The 17,325-nt window shown below is 39.4% G+C and carries 17 protein-coding genes; 9 read left to right on the top strand and 8 right to left on the bottom strand.

The window, feature by feature from the left end; all coding sequences use genetic code 11:
- Window positions 1–16: 16 nt before the first annotated feature.
- The 5 genes from IPMB12_RS05945 to zapB all read right to left on the bottom strand — a co-directional run bounded on the left by IPMB12_RS05945 (window position 17) and on the right by zapB (window position 4,796).
- Window positions 17–847 carry a class I SAM-dependent methyltransferase gene (locus tag IPMB12_RS05945; RefSeq protein ID WP_166915906.1) on the bottom strand — a complete coding sequence of 277 codons (831 nt, stop codon included), beginning with the start codon at window positions 845–847 and terminating at the stop codon, window positions 17–19.
- Between the two features lie 494 nt (window positions 848–1,341).
- Window positions 1,342–1,779: a C40 family peptidase gene (locus IPMB12_RS05940; protein WP_228720351.1), complete on the bottom strand. Its 438-nt coding sequence runs from the start codon at window positions 1,777–1,779 to the stop codon at window positions 1,342–1,344.
- A 31-nt stretch (window positions 1,780–1,810) separates the two neighbouring features.
- Window positions 1,811–3,169, bottom strand: a complete 1,359-nt coding sequence (locus IPMB12_RS05935; protein WP_166915902.1) for a GTPase/DUF3482 domain-containing protein — start codon at window positions 3,167–3,169, stop codon at window positions 1,811–1,813.
- A complete protein-coding gene (locus IPMB12_RS05930; protein ID WP_166915900.1) occupies window positions 3,162–4,478 on the bottom strand; it encodes a DUF2868 domain-containing protein in 1,317 nt (438 codons plus the stop codon). Before IPMB12_RS05930 ends, IPMB12_RS05935 begins: the two co-directional genes overlap by 8 nt.
- Before the next feature lie 69 nt (window positions 4,479–4,547).
- The gene (gene zapB / locus IPMB12_RS05925) at window positions 4,548–4,796 is read right to left on the bottom strand and encodes a cell division protein ZapB (protein WP_407704074.1); all 249 of its coding nucleotides are present in this window, start codon (window positions 4,794–4,796) and stop codon (window positions 4,548–4,550) included.
- Window positions 4,797–4,886: 90 nt separating this feature from the next.
- Here zapB and tpiA point away from each other — a divergent pair, with 90 nt between their 5' ends.
- Window positions 4,887–5,654, top strand: a complete 768-nt coding sequence (tpiA, locus tag IPMB12_RS05920; protein WP_166915896.1) for a triose-phosphate isomerase — start codon at window positions 4,887–4,889, stop codon at window positions 5,652–5,654.
- A 72-nt stretch (window positions 5,655–5,726) separates the two neighbouring features.
- Here tpiA and trxA read toward each other — a convergent pair whose 3' ends face one another.
- Window positions 5,727–6,053 (bottom strand): thioredoxin, encoded by a 327-nt coding sequence (trxA, locus tag IPMB12_RS05915; protein WP_166915894.1) that lies wholly within the window; start codon window positions 6,051–6,053, stop codon window positions 5,727–5,729.
- 211 nt (window positions 6,054–6,264) lie between these two features.
- Window positions 6,265–6,480, bottom strand: a complete 216-nt coding sequence (locus IPMB12_RS05910) for a helix-turn-helix domain-containing protein (RefSeq protein WP_166915892.1) — start codon at window positions 6,478–6,480, stop codon at window positions 6,265–6,267.
- A 156-nt stretch (window positions 6,481–6,636) separates the two neighbouring features.
- Here IPMB12_RS05910 and IPMB12_RS05905 point away from each other — a divergent pair, with 156 nt between their 5' ends.
- The 8 genes from IPMB12_RS05905 (at window position 6,637) to IPMB12_RS05870 (ending at window position 15,049) form a co-directional block, all read left to right on the top strand.
- Entirely contained in the window at window positions 6,637–7,338 is a 702-nt protein-coding gene (locus IPMB12_RS05905; RefSeq protein WP_166915890.1) for a LexA family transcriptional regulator, read from the top strand.
- 314 nt (window positions 7,339–7,652) lie between these two features.
- Entirely contained in the window at window positions 7,653–8,810 is a 1,158-nt protein-coding gene (mnmA, locus tag IPMB12_RS05900; protein ID WP_166915888.1) for a tRNA 2-thiouridine(34) synthase MnmA, read from the top strand.
- On the top strand, window positions 8,803–9,435 hold the full coding sequence (gene hflD / locus IPMB12_RS05895; protein ID WP_166915886.1) for a high frequency lysogenization protein HflD: 633 nt from the start codon (window positions 8,803–8,805) through the stop codon (window positions 9,433–9,435). Before mnmA ends, hflD begins: the two co-directional genes overlap by 8 nt.
- 42 nt (window positions 9,436–9,477) lie before the next feature.
- Window positions 9,478–10,848, top strand: a complete 1,371-nt coding sequence (gene purB / locus IPMB12_RS05890; protein WP_166915884.1) for an adenylosuccinate lyase — start codon at window positions 9,478–9,480, stop codon at window positions 10,846–10,848.
- Window positions 10,849–10,902: 54 nt separating this feature from the next.
- Window positions 10,903–11,832, top strand: coding sequence for a hydroxymethylbilane synthase (gene hemC, locus IPMB12_RS05885; protein ID WP_166915882.1), 930 nt, complete (start codon window positions 10,903–10,905; stop codon window positions 11,830–11,832).
- The gene (locus IPMB12_RS05880; RefSeq protein WP_166915880.1) at window positions 11,829–12,563 is read left to right on the top strand and encodes a uroporphyrinogen-III synthase; all 735 of its coding nucleotides are present in this window, start codon (window positions 11,829–11,831) and stop codon (window positions 12,561–12,563) included. The genes hemC and IPMB12_RS05880 overlap by 4 nt, the downstream gene beginning before the upstream one ends.
- A 19-nt stretch (window positions 12,564–12,582) precedes the next feature.
- The gene (locus IPMB12_RS05875) at window positions 12,583–14,142 is read left to right on the top strand and encodes a uroporphyrinogen-III C-methyltransferase (protein ID WP_166915877.1); all 1,560 of its coding nucleotides are present in this window, start codon (window positions 12,583–12,585) and stop codon (window positions 14,140–14,142) included.
- A gap of 10 nt (window positions 14,143–14,152) precedes the next feature.
- Window positions 14,153–15,049 carry a heme biosynthesis HemY N-terminal domain-containing protein gene (locus tag IPMB12_RS05870; RefSeq protein WP_166915875.1) on the top strand — a complete coding sequence of 299 codons (897 nt, stop codon included), beginning with the start codon at window positions 14,153–14,155 and terminating at the stop codon, window positions 15,047–15,049.
- A 922-nt stretch (window positions 15,050–15,971) separates the two neighbouring features.
- Here the strand turns inward: IPMB12_RS05870 and gdhA are convergent.
- Window positions 15,972–17,321 carry an NADP-specific glutamate dehydrogenase gene (gene gdhA / locus IPMB12_RS05865; protein WP_166915873.1) on the bottom strand — a complete coding sequence of 450 codons (1,350 nt, stop codon included), beginning with the start codon at window positions 17,319–17,321 and terminating at the stop codon, window positions 15,972–15,974.
- Window positions 17,322–17,325: the final 4 nt, after the last annotated feature.

Genomic DNA, 17,325 nt, shown 5'->3' with positions numbered 1-17,325 from the left:
TTGGTTTATCTTTGATTTACTTTTCCAGTAAAATTGCCACAGTCTGACTTTGTCGTTCATATCGCATACCTTTGATATCAGAAAAGATATCACACACTTTAAAACCAGCCTCTTCCACTTCTGTCATTAAACTTTCTGCTGAGAAGCAGCTGTTCCAGATATAAAACGTTGTCATTTTTTTACCAGTTACGACAATAGTTTGTTCAAGTATGACGTTATCAGGATATTTATATCCACCACTTATTGCCAGATATTCATCTTTACTCCAGAACCCACCGTCAGGATAATTTTCCCAATTCTTATATTCCTGAAATAATGCATAATGCTTTGTCGAAAAGACATCTAATAATAATTTACCGCCCTCTTTCAAACTTTGATAAAGCTTTTGTAAGATGATTTTGCGATTATCTTTTGACAGTGCTCCATAATCACAATAAATGAACGTCACTAAGTCAAAATAATCTTTGAATTCCAGAGCAAGATAATCCTGATAAATATATTTGATATCAAGCGCCTGCTGCCTGGCAACATTTTTAGCATAATCAATAGAACGCAGAGAGAAATCTACGCCCGTAACCTGATATCCTTCATTATAGAATTTTTCAGTATAAAGACCCGGTCCACAACCAATATCGAGTAATTCAGGATAATCTTTAGGAGGGAGTATTGATTTAATCCACTGAACTGAATCCTTAATAAACTCAGGATGACGACTGGCGCCTTCAAAATCAGGATCTAAATGAGCGGTTAAAAGCTGCTTTGAAATATGTTCTTCATTCCAAAAATTAATGTCACTTTGAGTATATATTTCCGGAAGATAAAGCTGTTGAATAATCTTACTATACATAAGATACTCCTTTGTTTTTATTAAATAAAAAAGCCGTAAATTTTACTCTACGGCTGATCCAATACAAACAAAGGAAGACAAGATGCAGAGTAAAATAAACAAACACGGGTAAACAATACTTAAAATAAATAAGTATTGGTCACTAAATGTGTAAATTGCGTTTATTTTCTCTGTTCCAGTCATATCCATATTACCGATTGTGCAATATCTGATATTACCGGATAGTCTCTCCTGTCGTTAAATTTGTCGGAATTATATAGCAATATTGATTAAAAAGTTGAGAGAATTATCACTTTTTTAAATATTTTTACTGTTTTATTAAATAAAACGTAGAGAGGTAAATACATAAAACTCAAGATAGTATCTATTTAATAATTGTTAGATTTTCGTTTGGTTTATCCCTACGCCAAAAAAAATTTCTATCTCAGACATAGTATTAAAATGATAATAAAAAAGCCACTTTACGTGGCTTTTTTATAGAAACTTTTATTAAACTAAATAACGCGACGACTCATCCAGTAGTTATTTTTCCAGTAACCGCCTTCTAAACTGGCAAACTCCACTCCACGGCTGGTGGACACATGCAAGAACATTCCATCTTTATAGTAAATACCAACATGTAAACCGTTTTCACCACGACCGGTTTTAAAGAAAACCAAATCACCGGCAACAAGTTCGTCAACTTTATCGCCTATTTTAGCTTGTTGAGCCGTGGTTCGTGGTAATTGTGTCGCAAAATGAGTTTTAAAGGTATTCATAACCAGCCCGGAACAATCCGAACCTTTGACTGTCATTCCACCGTAACGATATGGCGTGTTTTTCCATACCAGATATTGACTCTCCAGTTTATTAATCACTGTTGAATCTGAATATTGATCCTGATAAGCCGCTTCCTGATTAGCACACCCGGATATTAACAAAACACTCAGCATAACAAATATGCCAACAATTAATTTATATGAATTATGGCAACTGTTTAGCCAACTCTTCAATAATATTTTGTCTTCTTGCATCATGTGTCCGATGGTTTTTGTTTAAAATAGACCACTCTGGATGAGAACGTGTTCTGGCCAGAATTGTCGGTAATTTGCCCTTTTTCCATAACGTCTGTTCTGGACTAGGCAATGTCACGATTTGTAGATTAGCATGACTTCGCGCACAAAGGCTAGCACATAATTGCTGTAATCTTAATGACAAAAAACAGATAATTGTGTCATCTACAGTTAAACGCTTATGACCAGAGAACTTACTCATCAGTCTGGCGCCATAGTGATTCGCAGTTTGTGAAAGCCCACCAATGGCTGCACCAATAAGAGTTGCCGTCCCAAGTGTTAACCCACCAACCGCTAAATCAATTCCGGCTCCGGTAATTGCACCAGTCACAACACCTTTACTTAATTGTATGCCCATTTGCTTTAGAGCTTCTGCATTAAACAGATCACTGTCAAAGCGCCCTTCACTTAAAGGGACCTGGTATTCTGTCTCATATCTTTCATCAAACGCATATAGTTTTAGTAATGACTTAATCGCTTTATATTCTCTTTCTCTGACCTGATTTTGTAACTCTTCAATTGCTAACTTATCATCAGGCTTAATCAGCCGATAAGCGGCGGTCACATCAACTAATGCCTCTGCAACAATTTGATTAGCTGTATTTTGTCTTTGCGCCTGTTTATCAGATAGTTCAGTCAGTAAGTTACTAATTAACTCCTTTGCCGGTTCCACCAGCAACGATAAACTTTGATAGAGTCTTAGTTCGCCATCAACAGGAGGCAAGACTGCGTCAAAACGAATAATGGCATGGATTCCGACACGCGATAATAATACCTTCCAGGCTTCTTCCTGATTATTTTCACTTGCCGTAAAGTTAAATACTGCCAGTAACGGCTTATTACTTTCAGCTAAAATAGCCAGCTCATCGTGGTATTTTGCCAGCACAGGTTCACGCACATCGATGATATATAAACCGGCATCACTTTTTAATAACTGACGAATGACTTTAGCTTCCTGCTCAAACCGATGTTCTGCCTCTGGACTCGCCAAAAAGCGGGATAACTTATCAATGCCATCCAGCTTCTCTTTAGGTTGCACCAGATCCTGAATATATTCATAGAGTGCAATGCTATCTTCAAGACCCGGAGTATCGAAAAAGACAATCTTTTGCTGATTTTTAAGTGTCAGAGTCATACTTTCTACATGGCGCGTAGTGCCAGGTTTATCAGATACTTCACCAAAGCTGGCATTACGGCTAATTGCCCGTAAAAAAGAGGTTTTACCTACATTTGTATGTCCGACAATAGATAAGTTTAGAGTATTAATCACGCTTATCCTCCTGTAGCCAGTCTGGTTCAGCTTGGGTTAACTTTAATTCCACAAGCGCGCTCAACCAGTTATGCATCTGTTTACCTTGATGGCTAAACCAGATACGAGCCTGCTCTGCCTGCCCGGCCAGCTCAATCACTAAATTAATTAAACCACGATCGGGAGTTCTGTCACTATCAATAGCAATTAATAGTTTTTTAGCCGGATTTTGATATAGATAATTCAGCACTTCATTTTTTTGTTGCCGATTATTAATAAAACCTAAAAAATGAATATGTTCAGGTACCTGCCATGTTTCACTAATTTCAATAGCCACCATCACTTCCTGATGACCATGCTCAATAGTAACCAGCGTCGTCTCTGACCTTGAAGCCACATTTTCATCAATAATCTCTGTCGTTTGCTGTGGCTGTAAACGTTCAATTAAAATCTGATAATCTGGATGGTTAAGATTGAGCTTAATTCGTTTTTGACTGACAGACCAGCAAATACCACAAATAACCATCAGAATAAAACGAACACCTAAACCATAAATCACAAATACACCGATAAGCCAAACCGCCCAGGCTGAACGAGCCTCACCACTGGAGAGTGCCAGTTCACCACTTTGTCTGATAGTATCAATATCAGGTAGGGCAAATCCTAGTAAGGCAGGTAACTTACCTATAATTTGAGTAAGTTGAATAAAGGTTTCAGCACTAAGTAACGTTGTCTGCCAGACAAAACTATAATGTCTGGTTGATAATAAAATCAGCAGCAAAACTAAAGCACCGCTAAGTAATACTGTCCAGAGCAGGTTAACAAAAAAGCCAATAGAAAAACGCAAATGTGCGCCAGCCAGAGACAGAAATGCCGGAATTAATTGCTGAGTCGTTTGTTTTTGTGAGAATTTTTCAGTCAGCCACAGCCATAACTGAATAAATAAACTTTGACTGTTATCTGGCATAAAACAGAAACTGAGCAGCCAGATAATTAAGGTAACAATATGTAAACCAAGCAGGCTAATTAATGCCCAAAAGATATTAACCGGCTCTTGACTTAGCGCAGTAAATGCTAAACCAAATCCGGATAAAATGGCAAAAACCAGTAATAAAATAAAGGCGAATCGAACAGAACTCAGCCAGTTTTTTTGAATGTTTAATAAACCATTCTGCTGCGCTAAAACAGTAGCCCGAACAATTAACTGCTCTTCAATTCCACCTTGTTTGGCTTTAGCTTTACGGTTTGCTTCACTATCGACAAAATGTCCGGATTGCTCCGTTAATCGAATAGTTTCAACCAGCCATAAAGCTTTTAAGTGACGATTCAAATTAACCTCTACTGCCCATCTGGTAAAACCACTAGTGTATGAGCAACCAGTTAAACACTACGAATCAGATTAACCAATATCCTTCATTCGACCAAGCAGACTCTGCAGACGGTCTTGCCATTGCTGTTGTTCAGCTTTTAAACGTTGGTTTTCTTCCTGCAAAGCAGTCACGCTGCCAGATGAATTCATTGCCTGCTCTTCTAATTGACGATTTTTTCCTTTTAAATCTTCAATTTCTAACTGTAATAGCTCAATAGTCTCAACGGTTTGCTGAATTTTACTTTCTAATTGGTTTAAAATATCTAGTGACATATTTATCCTCAAGTCATCATTATTTATGTATAATGCGCTATATTATATCTAAATTTATCATTCATTCTACACGTAAATATATTGTTGGAGCTAATTATGCGCAAACCACTAGTAATGGGTAACTGGAAGTTGAATGGCAGTAAAGAAATGGCAAAGGCTTTGGTATCAGGCCTTAAGCAAAATCTGGCAGGTGTGAAAGGTTGTGATGTTTCAATTGCACCACCAGTGATGTATCTTGATGAAGTAAATGGCTTACTTGCTGGTTCAAATATCGTTCTTGGCGCTCAAAACGTCGATACTGCTTTATCTGGTGCCTTTACTGGTGATATTTCTGCAACTATGCTAAAAGAGATGGGTGCTAAATATATTATTATTGGTCACTCTGAGCGTCGTACTTATCACAAAGAGTCTGATGAGTTTATCGCCAAAAAATTTGCTGTACTTAAAGAAGCGGGTTTAACACCAGTATTATGTATTGGTGAGACAGAAGCAGAAAATGAAGCCGGCCAGACTCAGGCAGTTTGTGCACGTCAAATTGATGCAGTACTTAATACTCAAGGTGCAGCTGCCTTTAATGGCGCAGTGATTGCTTATGAACCAGTATGGGCTATTGGTACAGGTAAATCAGCAACTCCGGCACAAGCACAAGCAGTACATAAATTTATCCGCGACCATATCGCGAAGAAAGATGAGAGTGTAGCAAAACAAGTAATCATCCAATACGGTGGTTCAGTAAATGATGCTAACGCTGCAGAACTTTTCACTCAACCGGATATCGATGGTGCTTTAGTGGGTGGTGCATCACTTAAAGCTGATGCATTTGCAGTCATTGTTAAAGCTGCAGAAAAAGCCAAAGCTAAATAAAACTGAGTTCTACATACAAAAATAGCAGGGTTAATCCTGCTATTTTTATTTCAACTCACTAAAGATATATGACTAAAGATTTTCATCAAGAAAATGTATGAATGTTTCTTTTGTCATCTCCCCGACTTTTTCATCAACCAGCTGACCATTTTTAAACATAATAAATGTTGGTGTACCTTCTACTTCAAATGCCTGAGCTAAGTTATTTTGCTGATCGATATCAACACGGGCAAATGCGACTTGTGAATGATATTCTTTAGCGACTTTCTCGACAATTGGTCGCATATGCTGACAATGCACACACCAGGTAGCCCAAAACTGAACAACCATAAGTCCTTTATGTTCAAGTACCTGGGATTGAAAAGATGACTCAGTCACATCAATAATAAAATTATCCATAATTCCTCTCCGATTAACAATCCTGATCGGTTTTATTCTGAGCTGAATTTGCACATTATGCAAACAGAAACTAATTTGAGTGGAAATAATAAGTAAAAAGAATATTCATATTTGGTGGGAGGGTGTATAACAGATCGTGCATTCATTAACCTGTTATACACTATATTTGGGCTTTTTATGTGTATTTCATGGTATAACTAATGTGACAAAGTTACTTTTTATAGCGGCTCGGCCAGATTTTTTCAACCGGAACGTTTAAATATCCAGCAATTATTTGCTCATATTTTGGACAGTGGCGATATAAAGCATTCCTTAATGTATCAGCTTTTAAACCACTTGAACGTGATAAATCACGTAAACTACCGCCACGAATTTTGATTTCGCCAACGACTCTAGATGGTAACCAGTCTTGATATTGTTCTCTCATTATGAGATCCTCTTTCTTCTTATATGTAAAATAGATAAGCGGTTATTAAAAACCTCAAAAGCCCTAAACATCTGAGAAAGTCTAGCATATAAAAATACGAACTCAAAACAAATATCGTTTTTTTATGTGCTTGGCGCATTTTTATAGGAAAAATGAATGGAAACATCAACTTTTTATAACGTAAATGAATGTGATGATGATAAAGAACACATTCTAAAGGAAAGCGGTATTCTCTCTTTTAAAGAGAGATTACTTATCGCAATGCAAGGTTTGTCTGGCAACTCTTTTGCTAAAAAAGTTGGCATGTCTGAAGCTGTTATTCGTGACTATTTATCAGGCAGAACTTATCCTTCTCTCAACCGTGCAGCAATTATTGCTAGCAAATGTAATGTTCCTCTGGAATGGCTGGTAACGGGCAAAGGCAGCTGTACGTTGACTAAAGAAGAGGAAGTTTTTGTTACATTACCTGTGTTTGCTTCAGATATTCCGGAATATGCACAACCAACAGGATTTACGCCCTCTTTAGGTTTACCGTTTGATGCCAGCTGGATTAGTTATCGTGGCTTTAATAAAGATGACCTGATGGTCTTTTGGGCTAAAGGTGATTCTATGTCATCAACGATTACTAACCACGATGCACTCATTGTAAATACAGCAAATAAACATCCTATGGATGGCTATATATATATTGTAAAACATGGTGAGCATGTCACGACAAAGAGAATCCAGGTAAGAGCAAGATCACTCATGCTAATCAGTGATAACCCTGCTTATCCACCCATTACAATTAATATTGAAGAAAGAGACGATTTTGAAATTATTGGTCGTGTTGTCTATATTTTGAAAGAGGTTTATTAATCAAATAGTATAAATTTGGACCGAGTCCGATACAAGACACCTGCTCTCTGTTCTTTGAGGGCGTCTGTTTTATACTATAGCCCGCAAAAGTTTGCTATTTAATGTTGTTTTTAAATAGTCCCACAAGTCTTGCGCACCATTTTATCAAAAATTTTCTCCATTTATTCCCTGTTTTTGTAACTACAATAACTATGTCATTACAGACAATTATTCTTACATCACTCAAGAGAAGAAACATACCCATTTTATCTCAGTTATGCTAAAATCACGGTTTATGTTCATGCTAATAATTAATTGTCTAAAGATATTTACCTATGCCTAGTCACAATATTCATTCACACACAAAAGATCCCGCTCACACCAAAGTGATTGTTGGTATGTCTGGCGGTGTTGATTCTTCTGTTTCGGCTTATTTACTTCAGCAACAAGGCTATGAAGTCATTGGTCTGTTCATGAAAAACTGGGAAGAAGACGATAATGAAGAATATTGTTCAGCAGCAACAGATTTAGCTGATGCTCAGGCTGTGTGTGACAAATTAGGCATCAAATTACTCACCATCAATTTTGCCGCTGAATATTGGGATAATGTATTTGAGCATTTTCTGGCAGAATATAAAGCTGGCAGAACACCTAATCCGGATATTCTGTGTAATAAAGAGATCAAATTCAAAGCCTTTTTAGAATATGCCGCTGAAGACCTTGGTGCAGATTATATCGCCACTGGCCACTATGTTCGCCGTCGTGATATTGATGGTAAAACTCAACTGCTAAGAGGCCTTGATAGCAATAAAGACCAGAGTTACTTCCTGTATACGCTGAGTGAAGAACAGATCAGTAAAAGCCTGTTCCCGGTCGGTGAATTGGAAAAACCCGAAGTTCGCAAAATTGCCGAACAACTCGATCTGGTTACCGCTAAAAAGAAAGATTCTACTGGTATCTGTTTTATCGGCGAACGTAAATTTACTGACTTCTTAGCCCGCTACTTACCTGCCCAGCCGGGTAAAATCAGAACTGTTGATGGTAAAATTATTGGTGAACATCAGGGTCTGATGTATCACACACTTGGACAGCGTAAAGGTTTACACATCGGAGGCCTGAAAGATGCCGATGAAACACCATGGTACGTGGTTGATAAAGATCTACAAAATAATGAACTAATTGTAGCGCAAGGTCACAATCACCCTGCCCTGTTTTCTACCGGTCTGATTGCACAACAACTTCACTGGGTTGACCGCAAAGTAGTGACTGCACCATTTCGTTGCGTGGTGAAAACTCGTTATCGTCAGCAGGATATTCCTTGTACTGTAACACCACTAAATAATAACCAAATTCAGGTAATTTTTGATGAGCCTGTTGCAGCGGTGACCCCCGGGCAATCTGCTGTATTCTATATTGATGAAGTTTGTTTAGGCGGAGGAATCATTGAAACCTGCCTGAAAGATAACTTCCCAAAGGAGCAAACCGATGACTAAATATCATGATATCGCTATTGCCCTTGCTGGCGTATGTCAAAGTGCATCCTTGGTTCCACAACTGGCGAATACTGGTAACTGTGACAGAGAGCTATACTATCTGGGAATGCGCAGTGTATTTAACACTTCCCCATCGTCAACCTTAAATGTTTTTGGCGAGCGAAAGGATATTCAGTCAGGTCTGAAACTTTTAGTTTCGGTACTGGGTTCAGAACAAAAAGAGAATGCTGATGTGCTCCGGTACACATTTGGTACACTTGGTATTACTCATAAACTGCGTAATCAACCAGAAACATTAAACGATATCGGGATGCGTATTCAGCGCGTGGCTTCCATGCATCCGGAAATGTCACTGGAAGAAGTTGCCACCCATTCTGACGAGCTCTCCTACTCTTTAGCTGGCATTTACTCTGATATTATCAGTCCGGTTGCCGCTAAAATTAAAGTGATGGGAAAGATAGAATATCTACAAAATACACTGGTACAAGCAAAAGTACGTACTGCTCTGTTTGCCTGCGTACGAGCTGCTATTTTATGGTATCAGGTTGGTGGCACTCGCTGGCAGTTTATTTTTTCTCGTAAAAAGATTGTTCAGGCAGCACAAGAATTACTTACCGAATATTAATTATTAAGTCCTTATATTAACTAAGTACTGGAGTTTATACTGATGGAATTATCTTCTCTTACTGCAATTTCTCCAATTGATGGCCGCTACGGCGATAAAACAACAGAACTACGCTCTATTTTTAGTGAGTTCGGTTTATTAAAATATCGTGTACTCGTTGAAATTCGCTGGTTACAAAAACTCTCTCAACATAAAGGTATTCCTGAAGTTCCGGCGTTTAGTAATTCAGCTAATCAATACTTAAACCAAATTGCAGATAATTTTAATGAAGAAGATGCTCAGCGCATTAAAACCATTGAGAAAACTACTAACCATGACGTAAAAGCGGTTGAATATTTTCTGAAAGAGAAAATTGCCAGTGTACCAGAACTACATGCCGTATCTGAATTCATTCATTTTGCCTGTACTTCAGAAGATATCAATAATCTTTCCCATGCCTTAATGTTGAGCGAAGCAAGACAAACAATCGTTCTTCCTTACTGGAAAAAACTGATCGATAAAGTGAAATCACTTGCGCTGGAATATGCTGAAATCCCACTACTTTCCCGTACTCATGGTCAGCCGGCAACACCATCAACGATGGGTAAAGAGTTTGCCAATGTCGCTTATCGTATGGACAGACAACTTAAACAACTTAATCATTGTGAAATTCTGGGCAAAATTAACGGTGCGGTTGGTAACTACAACGCACACATCTCTGCCTACCCGGAAATCAACTGGCACCAATTTAGTCAGGAATTTGTAACATCTCTTGGTATTGAATGGAATCCCTACACCACTCAAATTGAGCCCCATGACTATATTGCAGAGCTATTTGATTGTATCTGCCGTTTTAACACAATTCTGATCGACTTTGACCGGGATGTTTGGGGCTATGTTGCACTCAGCCATTTCAAACAAAAAACAATTGCCGGTGAGATTGGTTCATCAACCATGCCGCATAAAGTCAATCCAATTGATTTTGAAAATTCAGAGGGCAATTTAGGTCTGGCTAACGCAGTGATGGGACACCTTTCAGCTAAGCTCCCTGTCTCCCGCTGGCAGCGTGATCTGACTGACTCGACAGTTTTACGTAATTTAGGTGTTGGCCTGGGTTATGCACTCATTGCTTATCAATCTACTTTAAAAGGCCTGAATAAGTTGGAAGTTAATCAGGCTCATTTAGTGAATGAACTTGACCATAACTGGGAAGTACTGGCCGAGCCAATTCAAACAGTTATGCGCCGTTATGGCATTGAAAAGCCGTATGAAAAGCTCAAAGAGTTAACTCGTGGTAAACGCGTTGACGCTGAAGGAATGAAACAATTTATTGATTCACTGGATTTACCGGAAGCAGAAAAGACTCGTTTAAAACAGCTAATGCCAGCTAATTATATTGGCTATGCTATTGAATTAACTCAACAAATTAAATAATTTCTTCAATAAAATCAAAGACTTAAAAACCTTTGATTTTTGAGTAAAATATTGATGCAACAAGTAATTAGAATCGCAACCAGAAAAAGTCCATTAGCCCTTTGGCAAGCTAACTTTGTCAAAGAGCAGCTCATGCATTTTCATCCCAATCTGACGGTTGAGCTGGTACCTATGGTCACTCAGGGTGATGTTTTACTGGATACGCCATTGGCTAAAATCGGCGGTAAAGGTCTGTTTGTCAAACAACTCGAACAAGCTATTTTAGATAATGAAGCCGATATCGCCGTGCATTCTATGAAAGATATTCCGGCAGAATTTCCGGCGGAGCTTGCCCTATTAACCATTTGTCAGCGGGAAGATCCCCGTGATGCATTTGTCTCGAACCATTATCAAAGCCTTGAAGAGTTGCCTGTCGGTGCCATTGTGGGAACTTCAAGCCTGCGTAGACAGTGCCAGATTAAAGCCAAGTATCCTCACCTTATCATCAAAGATTTAAGAGGTAACGTCGGTACGCGCTTGTCTAAACTGGATAACCGTGAATTTGATGCCATCATTTTAGCCGTGGCAGGACTTAAACGTCTCAATTTAGCCTCACGTATCACCAAAGCTCTTAATGTTACTCAAATACTCCCTGCTGTTGGACAAGGCGCGGTAGGTATTGAAGGACGAGCTGGTGATCAGAGAGTTAAAGATTTACTGGCTCCGCTTGATCATGCACCAACCCGTACCTGCTTAATAGCAGAACGTGCGATGAACAAACAACTACAAGGCGGCTGTCAGGTACCTATTGGTTGCTACGCGGAATTAAAAGATAATCAATTAGTTGTTAATGCACTGGTTGGCAGCTTAGATGGTAAAACCATTATCCGCGCAGCACGTACCACTCAACCTGCTCTGGCAGAACAAATTGGTATCGAACTGGCTAACGAACTGCTTAGTAACGGCGCTAAAGCGATTTTAGATGAGGTATATTCAGCATCATGATGATTGTTACTCGCCCCTCTCCATACGGTGAAGAGCTTGTACAACTACTTGAACAGGCTGGAATCCCGGCCTTGCACTTTCCGCTGTTCACAATTGAAACAGGGGCTGAACTCTCCGAGCTATCAGACAAACTCTCTCAATTACAAGAGGGAGATTTGGTGATTGCTGTATCACCACAAGTTATCAATGCTATTGCAACGCTCAGAATTCAGCTTACTTTTCCCACCAATTTAACCTATTTAGCGATTGGTGAAAAAACCGCGAAGCTATTTGAAACACTAACAAAGACCCCGGTTATTTACCCTAAAAAAGATGAAAACAGTGAGGCATTACTGGCGTTGCGTTCACTTCGAAAAGTCACGAATAAACGTATTCTGATCTTACGTGGTAATCATGGGCGTGAATTACTGAGCAGTATTCTTTCATCACGCGGAGCAGATGTCAGCTATTGTGAGTGCTACAGACGTGCACCGGTTGATCGCGATGATTATGATTTTTCCGGCTGGGAAAATAACACCACAATTATTATCACCAATATTGAAACACTGATTCGGCTGGACCTTCTGATCACCAGTAAACAGCGTTTATTATGTCAGTTAATTGTAAGTAGTCCACGCATTGCCAATAAGGCAAAACAACTAGGCTGGCACCGCATTATGTTAGCCGATTCAGCTAACAATCAAATTTTGTTTAAAACCATTACGACTGTATGTCATAATGTGTCTAATTAACAAGCAATCAGGAGTCATCATGACTGACAACAAATCATTGCCAGAGAATGAAAATTCACAACAAAGCGAAAATAATAGTGAAGTTACAACTCCAACAGCGGTTGAAACGGAATCTAATGACACTTCGACCAGTTCAGCAATCAATGAAAATGAAGTTGTTGAAACAGTTGACGAAATAAAATCAGAAACCGTGTCTGTAGAGAGTGAGACACCCGCAGATACGAAGAAAGCAAACAATAAAAACAATCAGAAAAACAACAAATCGAAGAAGACGGATAATATGAAAGAGAAAGAACAGCAAACGGATATGCAGGATACGCCAGCTGAACCGGAAAAGGTCAAACCAGTTAAGGTGAAAGCGCCAGTTTCTAAATTATCAATTGTGGCAATACTGTTAACCCTGGGTCTGGCTGGCGGAATGTATTTTCATGGTCATAATCAGGCTAACCAGCAAAAAGCTACAATTGATCAACTGCAAAATGAACTGGCTTCAATCAAAGGTACAATCCAGCAGGAAGTTCAAAAAATTACCAGCTCAAGCCAGTCAAATCAAGGGCAGCAGTTAACTAATTTACAAAATACTTTAAATGCACAAGTCAGTGATCAGACCAAATCTCAGCAGCAGTTTATGGCTCAGGTGAATGATGCACTGAAAGTAACAGAACAAAATATTCAGGGTTTACATGAGCAGTTATCAGCCATGTCAACAACGGATAATAATATTTGGCTAATCTCTCAGGCGAATTATCTGGTGACTCTCGCTGGCCGTAAAATCTGGAATGATCAGGACTTTATCACTGCTCGTTTACTACTTAAAAGTGCTGATGCCAGTTTAGCTGAAGCCAACGATCCGAGTTTATTACCGGCGCGTCAGGCTATTAACCGTGATATCTCAGCACTGGCTAAAATTAGTTATGTTGATTTTGATGGTATTGTGATGAAGCTGATGACTCTGGCAGACCAAATCACAGAACTGCCACTGGTTGATCATTATGAAACGATTGAACTTGGTTTAACCACACACGATGACTCCTTCTCATCAGATGTTCAGCCATCAGATGACACTATTGGTAGCTTAGAAACTGAGCCAACCAGTGATTTAAGCTCTGATGAAATCTCCTTCTCAATTAAAGACTGGTCGAAGAATCTGCTCAAATCAGGTCAGGGCTTTATGGAGAAATTCATCTCTATTGAAAAATATGACACTTTCTCTGAATGTGTCGCTGGCGCTGGCCAGGACATCAGTAAGCTGAATAATTGTCAGGTCTATAAAGCGTTAATCACACCTGAACAATCTATGTATCTAAGAGAGAATATTCGTCTGCAACTCTTTATTGCTGCTCAGGCGATCCCTAGACATCAGGAAGAAATTTATCAACGCGCTCTGTCAGATGTTTCTGTCTGGGTACATGCTTATTTCAATACTAAGCAACCAAATACTTTAGCGTTTTTAGAAGAACTGGATACATTGCAACAGCAACCGGTTTCTAATAAACACCTACCAGAACAGCTGGAAAGTGCCTTAGCGCTGGATAAACTCATGCAAACCCGCGTTCGTTCACTTTTATCAGTAAACTAGGAGAATAAGAATGTTAAAGACACTTATTATTTTCTTAATATTGATCGCAGGCCTTATCGTTGGGCCGATGATTGCAGGACATCAGGGAATTGCATTTTTCCAGTTAGCCGGTTACCGAATCAAAATGAGCTTTACCACCTTCTTGGTGCTGGAAGCGATTCTGTTTGTGGTCTTATATCTGATCTACTGGCTGATTAAAAAGATTACCGGCACCAGCTCACTGCTTGGCCGCTGGATGAGACTTGTTTCACCAAAACGCTCAACCAAACGTCTGGAAATCGCTAATCTTATGATGCTGGAAGGCAACTACAAAAAAGCGCAGAAACTGTATACTCAAGGCGCTAAATATTCCCATAATATTGCAGTAACTTATCTGCAGGCTGTTCGTGCTGCTTTAAATAATAACGATATTACTTCAGCCTATCAGCTGCTGGAAAAAGCGGCACCTCATTGTCAGGATAAAGAACGTTTTGCTTTTCAGCTGACTCAGATTCGTATTGAAGTACAAAATAATGAAGTGACAACTGCCCGCTATCATATCGAACAGTTACTGGATGATCACCCACGTAATAATGAGCTGTTAAAAATGGCGGACAAAGTCTATTGTCAGTTGCAGGATTATCAGGCTGCGATTGGACTATTCCCATCGATGTATAAAGCAGCAACATATACCGAACAATATTTAGACCAGCATAAACAAGCAGTCTATCTGGCACGTATTCAGCAGTTAGCAAACAATAATGATGTTAATGCATTGTATAACTGGTGGAAAGACCAGCCAAGAGCGGTCAGAAATACTGTTGCTTATCAAAAAGAGATGGCTGTCCACCTTGCAACTCAGGGCAAGCAGGATGAAGCACAAAAACTACTCAATCAGTTAGCCAAGAATCAAAAGATAGCTGAATAGTTAATATCTAAAAATAAAAAGCACGGTTTATACCGTGCTTTTTTTATGACCAAAATCAGTGAATGTTATTAGCATAGTTTTTGGGGCGGACAGCGCCGCCTGGGCGCTATGTTTTTGGTAAGGTTGTAGGTTCCGTGAGTTTGATAAAGAACGTACTTTTTAGATTTGTGATGTTATTAGCATGGTTTTTGGGGCGGACAGCGCCGCCCGGGCGCTATGTTTTGGTGATGTTGGATAGTCCGTGGGTTTGATGGCCTACCGTACACCATAGGCACCCGCTCGAGGACTCGCTAAGACCTATGGAATACGCTCTCCATCAAATTCAAATCCAGTGTTCTAAAGAACTAGCAACAATTTCAATATATTTTTAACATAAAAACCTTAATAAAATCAAATTGTTATATTAATAATAATTATTTGATTCTATTGATTTTTCATTCACATATTTCTGTTTCTCTTTAAAAATCTAAAAGATAATCTCTTAATCTTTTATCAGTAAATATTATTCAATGTATACTGAGCTTAGCGGTGCTATGGAGTAAGCGTTACATGACTTGCATGTTCAGCGCATCGGAATAGTGCCGCTAAGCTCACACACAAGCTGATACTCCACGATACCAAAGACCTTAAAGCGCGACTGTGTCGCGCAACTAAACCAAAGCCTTGCGTTGATATGAGCCTGGTGTTTATCAGGGAGAGCACGCCCCTTTACGTGTGTTTTTGATAGAATACAAACTGCACTTATCTGTGCTATAGAGTAAGCGTTACATGGCTTGCATGCTAAGCGCATCAGAATAGTACCGCTAAGCTCACACACAGGCGGATATTCCACAATATCAAAGACCTTAAAGCGCGCAACCACAAAACAAAAAACCGCCCTAAAGGCGGTTTTTCATCAAACTAACTCAATGTCAGTAAAATACTAGATTACACCCTGTCCAAGCATTGCATCAGCCACTTTTACAAAGCCGGCAATATTTGCACCATCAACATAGTTCACCACTTTACCGTTACCACGGTCACCATAACGAACACAAGACTCATGAATTGCCAGCATAATGTGATGTAATTCACGATCAACGGTTTCTGCTGTCCATGACATACGTGCTGAGTTTTGCGCCATTTCAAGACCTGAAGTTGCAACACCACCGGCATTAGCTGCTTTACCCGGAGCAAACAACACGTTAGCTGCAATAAATGCTTCTGTTGCTTCGATAGTGGTTGGCATGTTTGCACCCTCACCTACTGCAATTACCCCGTTTTGAATCAACGCCTTAGCGTCTTCTAAATCAAGTTCATTTTGGGTTGCACAAGGTAGTGCGATATCTGCTTTCACTTTCCATGGTTTTTGGCCTTTATGGAAAGTTAAACCAAACTCTTTGGCATAATCTTCAACACGGCCATATTGCACGTTTTTGATTTCCATTAAACGAGCCAGTTTCTCTTTTGTGAATCCAGCTTCATCAACCACTGTACCGTTTGAGTCAGAAACAGTAACAACTTTAGCGCCTAGCTCTAAACATTTTTCAATTGAATATTGAGCCACGTTACCTGAACCAGAAATCGCGACACGTAAACCATCAAAGCTCTTACCTTGTTTTTTCAGCATCGCCTGTACAAAGTAAACTAAACCATAACCGGTTGCTTCAGGACGAATTAAACTACCGCCAAATGCCAGACCTTTACCCGTAAACACACAAGATGCGTTATTGGTTAATTTTTTCATCATACCAGTCATGAAGCCAACTTCACGGCCGCCAACACCAATATCCCCTGCCGGGACGTCTGTATCCGGACCTAAATGACGATATAATTCAGTGATTAGTGCCTGACAAAAACGCATCACTTCACCATGGCTTTTCCCTTTAGGATCAAAGTCAGAACCACCTTTACCACCACCCATAGGGAGTGTAGTTAACGCATTTTTAAAGGTTTGTTCAAAGCCAAGGAATTTTAAAATAGACAGATTTACTGACGGATGGAAACGCATACCACCTTTAAACGGACCAATCGCTGAGTTAAATTGTACTCTCCATGCACGGTTTACCTGCACTTGTCCTTTATCATCAACCCAGGTTACGCGAAATTGAATCACACGTTCAGGTTCAGTAATTCGTGTTAATAATCCTTGTTCGGTATAACGTGGATTATCTTTTAAGAAAGGCCATAATGAAGTTAATACCTCACGTACGGCTTGTAAGAATTCTGGTTGATGTGGATCGCGTTTTTGAAGTGAGGTAATAAACTGGTCAACGGAGGAATAGTGACTCATGATA

This window comes from Zophobihabitans entericus, from assembly GCF_011745665.1.
Lineage (GTDB): Bacteria > Pseudomonadota > Gammaproteobacteria > Enterobacterales > Orbaceae > Zophobihabitans > Zophobihabitans entericus.
This window is presented reverse-complemented; position numbering and strand designations above follow the sequence as displayed.